The sequence below is a fragment of the Bacillus sp. CDB3 genome, from assembly GCF_002081505.1.
GTDB lineage: Bacteria > Bacillota > Bacilli > Bacillales > Bacillaceae_G > Bacillus_A > Bacillus_A cereus_AT.
The window spans coordinates 186,541-198,153 of sequence record NZ_ALBR01000060.1; the positions used below are offsets into that span (position 1 = coordinate 186,541).

Sequence of the window (11,613 nt, forward strand, 5' to 3'; positions counted from 1 at the left end):
AATATTATCATTCATCAAGGGGGTACTTAAAATGGAACGAGTTCAAATGGCCGAAACACTAGAATTTTCTCGTATTATTCAAGGATTTTGGCGTTTAGCAGAATGGAATATGACGAAACAAGAATTACTTTCTTTTATTGAATCTTGTATGGATATGGGGATCACTACTTTTGATCACGCTGATATTTATGGTGGATATACATGTGAAGGATTGTTTGGAGAAGCGTTACAACTAAAGCCTTCCTTACGCGAAAACATGCAAATTGTCACAAAATGTGGAATCGCTCCCCCATCACCGAAGTTCCCAGAACGATATGTTGCTCACTACAATACAAGTGCAGAGCATATTATAAAAAGTGCGGAGGATTCATTACAAAACTTACATACAGATTATATTGATGTATTGCTCATCCATCGCCCTGATCCATTTATGGATCCAAATGAAGTAGCAGAAGCGTTCTCACGCTTAAAGCAAGAAGGAAAAGTTCGTCACTTCGGTGTATCTAACTTTTTACCGTCACAGTTTAATATGCTAAGTTCCTATTTTGATTTCCCGCTCATTACAAATCAAATTGAAGTATCGGCGATGCAGCTTGAGCATTTTGAAAAAGGGACAATTGATTTATGCCAAGAAAAGCGAATCAATCCTATGATTTGGTCGCCTCTTGCTGGTGGAGAAATCTTTACTGGTCAATCGGAACGTGCCGTACGTGTACGTGAGACTTTACAGAAGGTTGCTACTGAACTAGGTGTTACTAGCATCGATACAGTTATGTATGCTTGGCTGCTTGCTCATCCAGCTAACATGATGCCAATCGTTGGCTCTGGTAAATTAGATCGTGTTAAAACAGCCGCTCTTGCTACAAAAGTTAATTTAGATCGTCAACAATGGTTTACAATTTTCGAAAGCTCTAATGGACATCCTGTACCATAATACACAAAAAAAAGAGCTGTTTCTTTACAGCTCTTCTTTTTCATATGTATTTCTAGTCATGGCAAATACACACATATCCCTTAATCCATTTCCATCTACCGCTACACTCGCACTTTCTAATGTACCTTCTAACTTAAAGCCTAATTTCTCAGGTATCGCTCTACTCTTCTTATTTAAAGAATCACATCGAATTTCTACGCGGTTTGCTTTCAGCTCAGAAAAAGCATAATCCGTTATACCCTTTGCAGCCTCTACCATATAGCCCTTTCCACTAAACCTTGAATCAATCCAATACCCAATTTCAAATTGAGGTATATCCCAATTAATACGATGCAATCCAGCTGATGCAATGAATTCACCTGTTTCTTTCGAAAATACTAGCAATCTCAAGTCTTCTCTTTGTAAAAATTGAATATGCGATTTTCTTATACTCTCTTCTATTTCTTCCTCTGTTTGCTCTTTTTGTGCAAAAACCATCCAAGGTTTTAATTCTTTCATTGAAGCTTGAATCGCTTCATATACAACTTTACCGTCATCTGGTTTTGGCATTCGAATTAAAAGCCTTTCAGTATAAAATTCAGAAGGAAAATCGAATAATAATGGATTCAATGTAAACACTCCTCATAATTCTTTTATATTTAATAATATCCATCTCAAGATATATAGTAAAGAAGTTTCTGAATTTTGTACTTTTTATCCATTCACCTCTACTGCCACACGAACTCCAGATTCAATCGCACCTTGAATCCATCCGTGATACAGCGTTGTATGATCTCCGGCAAAATAAATTCTCCCCTCAGGTTTTACAATGACTGGCTGTAATTCAGATTCTTGACCAGCTTGAAATAGTGCAAATCCTCCAAGTGCATATGGATCCAATGTCCAACTTTTTGATATTCCAGACATGAACTCATCATATACTTGACCACCTAATATTGTTGCTAGATTTTGTAATGTGTAATAGATACGATCCCCTTTTGATAAACCATCCCATAGTAATGCATCGTATGACCATGTATAACTCCCAAGCATAATGGCTGGTCCTTTTGAACCGATTCCATGACTTGGATAATACGCATAACGTATAGGAAGATCTGTTATAATTCTCCCACCTAATTGCCCTTGTTCCTCCCAAAAACGACTTTTAAATTGAATCCCTATTTTTGTAGCCGGCATATAATGCAATTCACGAATTGTTTTCCACTTCGCATGAGATATCGAATCAAATGGATCTACTTCTACAAATCGCATTGTTGAAAAAGGAATTGTAACAATAACTAAATCACCAGTTATACTACTATACTCAAAAGTTTCCTCATTTCGGTAATAGGCTGTTACGCCATTAGTTTGTTGATGAAGCTTCATTAATTTTTGATTATATATAATATTTTCTTCTAATTGTGGTAAAAAAGATTTTGGTAATCTATCATTCCCACCTATTATTTCGCAAAATCCACTTTCCTCTTGCATAATGTATAAAAAGCGTAACGTCTCAACGAATGACCTTTCCAAAAAGCCTTCTAAATCTAACAAAACACCAATCATCTCAATCGTTACTGGCGAGAAATACGTATTATATTGATAAGGATGATACTTTAAAAATTGTCCTGTAGAGTATCTCCCAAAATCCTTTACTACAATATCCCAATTTTTTTCTGGATTTTTTTTAATAAAATTTATAATTGGCTGTACTGCTAACAATAATAACTCCTCAGAAGTTTTCCCTACTTCATTCATCTCAACAGGATATTTTAAAATTCTTGGGTCTTTTTCATATTGTTTCAATGTCGTTTTTCTGCCATTAACATATATAATGTCTGTTTCATTTCTATTTATAAAAGGGCTCACTTGTAGTCCGAATTTTTTTATATATGCCATTGTTAACGTGTGTGAATACGGGATCCTCATCGCTCCAACATCTAAGTATAGCCCCGTATCTTCCATTCTAACTGTCTCTATCCGGCCCCCTACACGATTATTCGCTTCAAAAATCTTCACTTGATGTCCTGCGGCCTTCAGTAAAGATGCCGAAACCAACCCAGCCATACCAGCCCCTACTACAATAATTTGTTTCGGACTTTTCGCCTTCTTCAATCCCTTATCTATAACTTTTAACGTTTCATCCATCTCACTGTTATACATTATATCTTTCTGCACAATTCCACCCCTTACTTCATAAAGTGAAGCTATAATCAGTGGGTTTGTTCATACCCACTGATTATTAGTTGAACCAATCGGGCTTTTATGGGCATTAGTGGTTTAGTGCATTTTATTCATAAATTCCCTTAAACATAACGCCATAGAAATTGGAATATTCACTAAAATCACATAAGGTATAACTCTCACATCTTTTCATGCTTCGTATAATATAGCAACTGCAATGAAGGAGTGGTTGAAAATGAAACATACTTATGATTACCACGCTACAAAAAAGCATTTAGAATTAAAGAAACAACACCTCTGTAAAAAACTTAGTAATATGAAATTATCTGAAAAAGAACGTGAACAAATAAAATTTGAGATTGATAACTACGAATATATATTAAACTTAGTCGAAATGAATCATTATGAACGAGGATTTTCTCGTTAAAAGTGGATATATTATCATCCTCTTTTTTGTGTGAGCATTTCACTACGCATTTTTCGTAAGTAAATATATAATAGAATGTACATTAAGATTGAGAGGTATATTCTATGATCAAATTAAGTGTATTAGACCAATCACCTATTTCTGATGGCAGCACAGCAGCTGAAGCTTTTTCACATACAGTAACACTTGCACAAGAAGTTGAAAAACTAGGATTTACACGTTTTTGGGTATCCGAGCACCATAATTCTGTAAGCCTAGCAGGCTCAAGTCCAGAAATACTCATTTCACATATTGCAGCAAAAACGAATCGTATTAGAGTTGGTTCGGGTGGTGTTATGTTGCCACACTATAGTCCATATAAGGTTGCCGAGAATTTCCGCGTTTTAGAGGCACTTTATCCAAACCGTATTGACCTTGGTGTTGGTAGAGCGCCTGGTGGTATGCCAATAGCAACTCGCGCACTTCAAGAAGGTAAAATGGTCTCACTTGATCAATATCCAGAACAAATTGCAGATGTTGCTATGTACTTACATGATCAAGTACCAGAAAACCATCATTATGCAAATTTAAAGGCTACTCCAGTTATCACAACATCTCCTGAAATGTGGATGCTTGGTTCTAGCGGGGAAAGTGCAATGATTGCCGCAAAGCAAGGCGCTTCCTTTGCATTTGCACAGTTCATTAACGGATACGGTGGACCTGAAGTAATGAAGGCTTATCAAGAACAGTTCCAACCTTCCTATTTAGGTGATAAACCAAAATCAGTCGTCTCTATTTTTGTTATTTGCGGAGAAACAAACGAAGAAGCCGAGAAGATAGCATCAAGCCTTGATTTATCGATTTTATTATTAGAACAAGGAAAACGGACTACTGGAACCCCATCTATCGAAACTGCTCAAAATTATTCGTATAGTGCTTATGACCTATTTCGTATTAAAGAAAATCGTCAACGTATGATCGTCGGCGATCCGTCTTCTGTAAAAGAAAAAATATTAAACTTAAGCAAAGCATACAATGCTGAAGAGTTTATGATTGTCACAATCACTCATCAATTTGAAGATAAATTAAACTCTTATCGCTTATTGGCAGACGCTTTTAATTTATAATTTTAAAAGGGAGATACATCATATACGATGTATCTCCCTTTCTTACTACATATTATTTTTTCTTCCTATATATTCAATAGCTTCTTTTAATACCTCATCAAAATTCTCAGGATAATCATGATTTAAGTTAGGTACCACTTTATACTTATGTTCTATATTTTTATCTTTTAATAACTGTACAAATTGCCGCGTACCTTCAAAACAATCTTCATCTTGATCCCCGCATATTATATATCCTTTTATGCTTTTATCGTGTAATATTCTAAACATGTCTTCCAATTCTTCAATTTCCGGGAGCCACGGTGCAACAAAAATAAAACCGGTCACTTTTATTTCACCTTGCAAAATGGAGTGTAACGCTACTCTTGCCCCAGCAGAAAATCCACCAATGATAATGTTTTCAAATGTATTACTCAACATAACCTTATTGTAATGTCCTTTTAACTCTTCTCTTCCTCTTCCGATATTATCCCAAACATATCCATCGGAAAATTGAGTTTGGGACGATTGAGGAAACACTAACATATAATCTTGTTCCAAAGCTGAATGCCAATAAGGTTCTACTATTTTTATATTTTCTTGATCCCCATGCATTGTTATTAATAGATTTTCATTTTGTTTGCTGTATATATATTTCACGTCTGCTTGTTCCGATTTCTTTGCTAACTCTTCTCTTTCTTTACATAATTGAACCATTCTATGAAACTCTTCAAATTTATGTAATGGTTTTAAATCATCATCGGAAATTAAATACTCACTTCCGTACCAAAACCCATTGTCTATAATTGCTTTCTTCATTAAATGCAACGCTTCATCTTCAAGTCCTGCTGCACTTGCTAGCGCATATTTAAAGTTATATATTTGTGCTCCATTACCCTTTACATCTTTAGCATGCTCCATTATATAAGAATATGCTTCAAAACTACCTTTTTTTGCATAACAATCTAGCGTTTCATTTAATAATTGAATATAAGTCATAATATTTTTCATATAGAAATCCCCCGTAACCTTTTATAATAATTTTTTCTCCAATCTTCCTATCATTCTAGAGTCACGGTATAAGTAGTAAAATTCTACAATTCAACTTAACAATACCTGATTTTCAGAATGATATTTAATAATTAATGTTTGTATACGCATAATACACCACTCCCCCCTATCCACTAGTTATAGTATAAAATTAAATAGACTGAAAAATCAATGTTTTGAAAAACAAAAAAAGACAACAATATATTATTGTTGTTCTCATAACATCTACCCAGTATTCTTTTTTTTCTTATCTGGTTTACTTGAAACTAAATAATGCTTTTCTGAAATATATAAATTTCTTTTTAATATACGATTTAAATATGGTCCTAACTTCATTCCACATATGAGGCGATCTTCGCTATCTTCAACAATTGGGAACATTTCTTTTTCTGTTACATATTGATCTACGGCCTTTTGTACGATATCAATTTCTTTAACTAGGTGTAAATTTTCTTCTGTATGCTCAAATACCTCAAGCGTTTCCTTCGTAATAAGAAAAAAATTGGTTGGAAATGCAGGTAAATAGGGCTTTAACAAATCATAATTTACTGTGTAATCATCATTTACTAATACTGTATAAACGATATTAGCATTCGTTTCTAGAAACTTAGCCATCGCTTGCTCTAATTCGTCTTTCGTAATTTTCCGCTCTTCTTTTCCAGTTCTGAAAAAGCGAAACATCCCATCGCCTCCTTTTTACTCTATTATAGCATAAAAGGAAACTGAAAAATCATAAAAAACTCTATTGAAAGAATTTTTCAATAGAGTTTTTCTTTAATCCATTTATGTTTATTTTAAGAATGCATTTAACATCCACACATGTTGTTCTAATGTCGTATGAATTGCTAATAGCATATCAGCAGATGTTTCATCACCAGCTTCATCCGCTACTTCCATACCTTCTTTCAATTCTTGAATGAGTGCAGAAAAATCATTCACTAAAGTTTGTACCATTTCTTCTGCAGACTCTTTGCTTGTCCCTTCACTCACAGTAGAAGTTGCTAGATATTCTTTCATTGTCGCTAACGGTTTTCCTTCTAGCGCTAAAATACGTTCTGCTAACTCATCAATGTAAGTCCCTGCTTCATTATAAAACTCTTCAAATTTCTCATGTAATGTAAAGAAGTGTGGTCCTGTCACATACCAGTGATAATTATGCAGTTTCACATATAACACATTCCAGTTTGCTACCTGCTTGTTTAATACTTCAACAACATTTGTTTTCGTACTCATACAATCCACTCCTCTTAGCATTTTTATAATTATTATCTTTTAATAACCTAACTACATTTTACCATACATTTCCTGTTTTTTTGAATGAACAGCTTATATGTAACAAAGTTTTAACAACCTTAATATTTCCCTAATATCATATAATTCATGTATTCTTTCAACTACTTCATATGTCTAATTGTCCAAGCTCACACATATGCATAATAGTAAGTCAAGCTCATCATAGAAGAAAGAGGGATAACATGGACAATCAACAATGGCAAGTAGCAAAGAAAGTCGCTGCTACTTATATCGGAACTGTCGTTGGAGCTGGATTTGCTACTGGGCGAGAAATTGTTGAATTTTTTACAGTGAACGGATTTTACGGAACCATTGGCATATGTATAAGTGGATTTTTTTTTATTTGGCTCGGCACAAAGATGATGTTACTTTCATCACAAATAGGGGCATTTTCAGCTCAAGAATTTAACAAATATTTATTTGGGGATGTATTTGGAAATGTCGTAAACACCTTACTATTACTCGTATTATTTGGTGTAACAAGCGTTATGTTATCAGGGGCCGGGGCAGTATTTGAAGAACAACTCCGCCTCCCGAGACAACTTGGTATTTTCATCACAGTCATCGCCTGTCTCATTATTGGGAGTCGAGGATTACAAGGTGTTTTTGAAGTAAATACACTTGTCGTACCTATAATGATGATCTTTATTATTGGACTCGCTATCACAACCTTTATTCATGGTACAACTCCTCTTATTAACACCGTTCCTACAGAAAGTTGGAATATGAAATGGATTACTAGCCCGATTACATATGTTGCATTAAATCTTTCACTCGCCCAAAGTGTTCTCGTCCCATTAGCCAGTGAAGTAAAAGACCGAAAAGCTATTTTATGGGGTGGTATTTTAGGAGGCGCAGGGCTTTGCTTCATTTTATTATGTAGCCATTTAGCAATATTATCAGTTGAACAATTTTATCAATACAACATCCCAATGGCTGAAGTTGTAAGAAGATTTAATGCCACTTTCCACTTTTTCTTTGTTCTTATCATTTTTGGTGAAGTGTTCACAACATTAGTTGGGAATATATTCGGAATGACAAAACAAATGCAATCCATTACAGGATGGAAAAGTCATAACATTATTTACTTCATATTACTAATTAGTTATTGCTTTAGTTACATCGGATATAGCCAATTGCTTCATATTCTATATCCGATTATCGGTTGGGTAAGCATCATTTTACTACCGATTATTGCTTTTAAACAACTTCAAAAAACATGAAAAAGCATCCGTTTATACGGATGCTTTTTCATGTTCATTCACACTCTTCACATACTTCCCAATACGGCCCCATTTCTACTGCAAGATATGGCTTTAATTGCAAACGAATCATTCGACTTGGCATACGTTCTAATACGAATTGAATGCCTTCTTCCTCTTCATCTAACTCAACTTTTGAAATAGCAATTCTTTGCATTGTAGTAATGGGGCTTCCATCTTTATATAAAGTGATTTTCACCTCATCATATTCATTAAAATACAATTCAACATTCATTTGCTTTTTTAACATTTCATCAACAATTTCATAATTATCATTTTGTTCCTGGATTATATATTTCCAGCCGCCTCTATCCAATTCTATCGGAGCAGCTTGGAATAATGTCATCAAATCCTCGTATAGCATAAGATAACCCCTCTCTTACTAAAAAACGATGAGTATTTTATATACCCTTTATCTCTATCACTATCCATGTTTATTGTACCATATTTCACGAATCTTACCGCATTCATTTGCTTTATAAACACATACAAAACATATAGTATTTTTGATTCATTTTCTACTCACTAGTACGTCCCTTTACTGATAACTTATCACTTTCCTTATTTCCTTCACACTACTTATAAATCTAAAAATTTCACACAAAAGAAGAGTGATTTATATCACTCTCCTCAAAAGACTTTTCCTGTGGCTACTAATGCTAATACTATAATTAAACTGACAAATAATAGCGAGACAATTAAACTAAAAATCGGTAATATTTTCTTTTCATTCTTCTTAGATAATAATCTCAAACTAAGAATGATATTTAATGGGACAAATATAAAATAAAAATATTTAATGATTTGTAATGAACTATTTGAAAGTGTTTTAAATACAAACACTTCAATTACAAAAGCAGCAAAGAATAAAATACTTAACCAAAACGAGACATAACTAAGCCAAGAATGTCTTTTCGTTCCCCAATACACTCCCATAATAATCTCCTTTATATGTAATCTATACAATATTCATTATACACATACTTAACAAATCCCTCTATTTTTCGACAAATATTAAATAAAATAAAGCTTTAATTATTAAATCCCCTCGTTCCCCACAAATTCTCTACTCTTACAAAAAGGGCTATTAACTAAAAGGACTGCCTCTAATAGCAGTAATACTATTTTGAAGCAGCCCTTTCTATTTACACTTTAAATCTTTCAATTAATACCTGTAACTCTTCAGCCATTTGAGATAGTGTACCAGCCGCAGAACTAATTTCTTCCATGGAAGCTAACTGCTCCTCAGCTGACGCTGCAACACTTTGTGTACTCGTCGCGTTATTTTGTGCTGTCATTGCAATTTGGCCAACTGAAATAGATACTTCATTTGCACCTTTTGACATTCCATTAGCCGTTTCAACCATCGTTTTAATTTGATCAGCAATTTCATTTGTAGATTGTAAAATCTCAGCGAAATTTTGTTTTGTTTCATTTGCAATAACAAGTCCAGATTGAACTTCTTCATTTACATTATTCATAGATTTTACTGTCTTACTCATATCATCTTGTATTTCACAAATTAATTTACTAATTTCACTTGATGATACACTAGATTGTTCTGCTAATTTTCGTACTTCATCAGCAACAATTGCAAAGCCTCTTCCATGCTCACCAGCTCTTGCAGCCTCAATTGCTGCATTTAAAGCTAGAAGATTTGTCTGATCTGCAATATTTTGAATGACTTCTAAAATATCACCAATTTGCTTTGATTTGTTATTCAATAACTGAATAACAACATCTGATTGTGAAACAGATTCCGCAATAGACTGCATTTGATTCACTGTTTTTCCTACTAACTTTCCACCATCTTCTGCTTTTTCACGAGTATGAGTGGAAGCAGTATTAATAGATGATGAGCTATTTGCTACATGCTGAATCCCTTCTGTTACATCAAACAGTAACATAGCACCATTTTCTACGCTTGCTGTTTGCGTCGTTGCACCACTTGATATTTCATCCATTGCTGATGTAATTTGTTCAGTCGCTTCACTCGCTTGTCTCACACTTGCTGTTAACTCTTCAGATGCAGCTGCAACATGCCCTGCTGAAGTATTAATTCTTCCGATTAATGTACGTAGTGAATGAGTCATCTCATTAAAACCTTTCGCAAGTTGTCCAATTTCATCATTTGAGTGTATTTGAATCGTTTGAGTTAAGTCCCCTTCGCTTATTTCTTTAGAAGTGACAACTAATTGTTTTAAAGGTTTGGTAATAGAAAGTGTCACGAAATAAATAAGCACTCCACCTACAACTAATGAAATAAACATTACAATTAACATATTATAAAATACAGGTTGAGCAGCCTCAACTACTTCATTTGAGTACATCGTCCCAGCAATTTTCCAACCTGTTTTTAAGTTTGTAGCAAATACCATTTTCTTGTCACTACCACTATAAATGTATGAAAAAGTGCCATGGTTATCTTCGTATATTTTCTTTGCCCAAGAATCATCTGCCTTGTCACCCGATTTTTCTTGAGGGTGAGCAATTATTTTTTGTTTCCCATCTAAAATGAAAGCATAGCCTTTTTTGCCAATATTGATTAACTTCGTTGTTTTCAATAAATTATCTAAACTTAAATCTACCGCAACAACACCATTTTTATCTTCAGTTTGTTTTGCGATTGTTACGACAATATGTCCATTTCCTTGTGCCTTATATGGTTCAGTGACAACAATTCCACCTTGCTGATTCACTGCATCTTTATACCAAGAACGCGCTGTTGGATCATAATCTGTTTCCATTTGTATTTTTGGTTCTTGTACAAATTTTTTATCGTTTCCCGCAACATACACTTGTTCTATATCTTTATTTAAACTAATATATTGAGATAATGTTTTTCTTAGTTCGTCCTGATTATCCTCTTGATACATATCACTATGAATCACTCGTGCAAAATTATTTACATCGTTGAATTTCGCATCAATCATTTGATTGATTAAATTATCCAATATTTTTATATTATCCTGAGCGCTACTCATAATTTGTGATTCAAAATTCTTTTTAGCTGTTTGATACGACATGCCCCCAATAAGAGAGACTGCCGCAATTAATATAACAAAAAATGAAATTAATAGCTTTTTTGCTACTTTCATATCTCTAAACCAACTTACTAGTTTACGCATTATAAACCTCCTGCATTTCAATATTAAGCTCTAAAGAGTAAATGAGCTAATTTTGAATATATCCCATTCCTTAGTTTCTATTTTTATAACTTGTTTTGATGAACACTTTGTATAGTTTAAACAAATTAATTCTATTTGTCTATATATATGAATAATATTAATATAAATTTACAAAATATAAAAAAACAGAACAAGACGTACGTTTACGTTTACGTTTTACGTTTTAGTTTGTTTTAGTTTAAGTTACTTTACTTTACTTACTTACTTCTTC

12 protein-coding genes are annotated in these 11,613 nt (G+C 33.7%); 4 read left to right on the forward strand and 8 right to left on the reverse strand.

Annotated features, from left to right (window positions below; all coding sequences use genetic code 11):
• The first annotated feature begins 31 nt into the window (after positions 1–31).
• Positions 32–934 carry an aldo/keto reductase gene (locus CDB3_RS14300; RefSeq protein ID WP_128854941.1) on the forward strand — a complete coding sequence of 301 codons (903 nt, stop codon included), beginning with the start codon at positions 32–34 and terminating at the stop codon, positions 932–934.
• 24 nt (positions 935–958) lie between these two features.
• On the opposite strand, the gene CDB3_RS14305 is transcribed toward CDB3_RS14300, so the two are convergent.
• Both CDB3_RS14305 and CDB3_RS14310 read right to left on the reverse strand, forming a co-directional pair.
• Positions 959–1,543 (reverse strand): GNAT family N-acetyltransferase, encoded by a 585-nt coding sequence (locus CDB3_RS14305; protein WP_128854942.1) that lies wholly within the window; start codon positions 1,541–1,543, stop codon positions 959–961.
• A gap of 84 nt (positions 1,544–1,627) precedes the next feature.
• Positions 1,628–3,091, reverse strand: coding sequence for a flavin monoamine oxidase family protein (locus tag CDB3_RS14310; protein ID WP_128854943.1), 1,464 nt, complete (start codon positions 3,089–3,091; stop codon positions 1,628–1,630).
• A 241-nt stretch (positions 3,092–3,332) separates the two neighbouring features.
• Here CDB3_RS14310 and CDB3_RS14315 point away from each other — a divergent pair, with 241 nt between their 5' ends.
• A complete protein-coding gene (locus tag CDB3_RS14315; RefSeq protein ID WP_128854944.1) occupies positions 3,333–3,524 on the forward strand; it encodes a DUF3896 family protein in 192 nt (63 codons plus the stop codon).
• A gap of 104 nt (positions 3,525–3,628) precedes the next feature.
• A complete protein-coding gene (locus CDB3_RS14320; protein ID WP_128854945.1) occupies positions 3,629–4,630 on the forward strand; it encodes an LLM class flavin-dependent oxidoreductase in 1,002 nt (333 codons plus the stop codon).
• Between the two features lie 45 nt (positions 4,631–4,675).
• Here the strand turns inward: CDB3_RS14320 and CDB3_RS14325 are convergent, their stop codons facing one another.
• The 3 genes from CDB3_RS14325 to CDB3_RS14335 all read right to left on the reverse strand — a co-directional run bounded on the left by CDB3_RS14325 (position 4,676) and on the right by CDB3_RS14335 (position 6,892).
• The gene (locus CDB3_RS14325; protein ID WP_128854946.1) at positions 4,676–5,620 is read right to left on the reverse strand and encodes an alpha/beta hydrolase; all 945 of its coding nucleotides are present in this window, start codon (positions 5,618–5,620) and stop codon (positions 4,676–4,678) included.
• A gap of 264 nt (positions 5,621–5,884) precedes the next feature.
• Positions 5,885–6,340, reverse strand: coding sequence for a DUF3939 domain-containing protein (locus CDB3_RS14330; protein ID WP_128854947.1), 456 nt, complete (start codon positions 6,338–6,340; stop codon positions 5,885–5,887).
• Positions 6,341–6,448: 108 nt separating this feature from the next.
• Positions 6,449–6,892: a Dps family protein gene (locus CDB3_RS14335; protein ID WP_128854948.1), complete on the reverse strand. Its 444-nt coding sequence runs from the start codon at positions 6,890–6,892 to the stop codon at positions 6,449–6,451.
• A 242-nt stretch (positions 6,893–7,134) separates the two neighbouring features.
• Here CDB3_RS14335 and CDB3_RS14340 point away from each other — a divergent pair, with 242 nt between their 5' ends.
• Positions 7,135–8,175 (forward strand): YkvI family membrane protein, encoded by a 1,041-nt coding sequence (locus tag CDB3_RS14340; RefSeq protein ID WP_002075563.1) that lies wholly within the window; start codon positions 7,135–7,137, stop codon positions 8,173–8,175.
• Between the two features lie 34 nt (positions 8,176–8,209).
• Here the strand turns inward: CDB3_RS14340 and CDB3_RS14345 are convergent, their stop codons facing one another.
• From CDB3_RS14345 to CDB3_RS14355, 3 genes are all read right to left on the reverse strand, one after another.
• Positions 8,210–8,578 carry a DUF3979 family protein gene (locus CDB3_RS14345; RefSeq protein WP_016129214.1) on the reverse strand — a complete coding sequence of 123 codons (369 nt, stop codon included), beginning with the start codon at positions 8,576–8,578 and terminating at the stop codon, positions 8,210–8,212.
• Positions 8,579–8,844: 266 nt separating this feature from the next.
• Complete coding sequence (locus tag CDB3_RS14350) at positions 8,845–9,150, reverse strand: hypothetical protein (protein WP_128854949.1); 306 nt, start codon at positions 9,148–9,150, stop codon at positions 8,845–8,847.
• Positions 9,151–9,359: 209 nt separating this feature from the next.
• Positions 9,360–11,342, reverse strand: coding sequence for a methyl-accepting chemotaxis protein (locus CDB3_RS14355; RefSeq protein ID WP_128854950.1), 1,983 nt, complete (start codon positions 11,340–11,342; stop codon positions 9,360–9,362).
• Positions 11,343–11,613 lie beyond the last annotated feature (271 nt).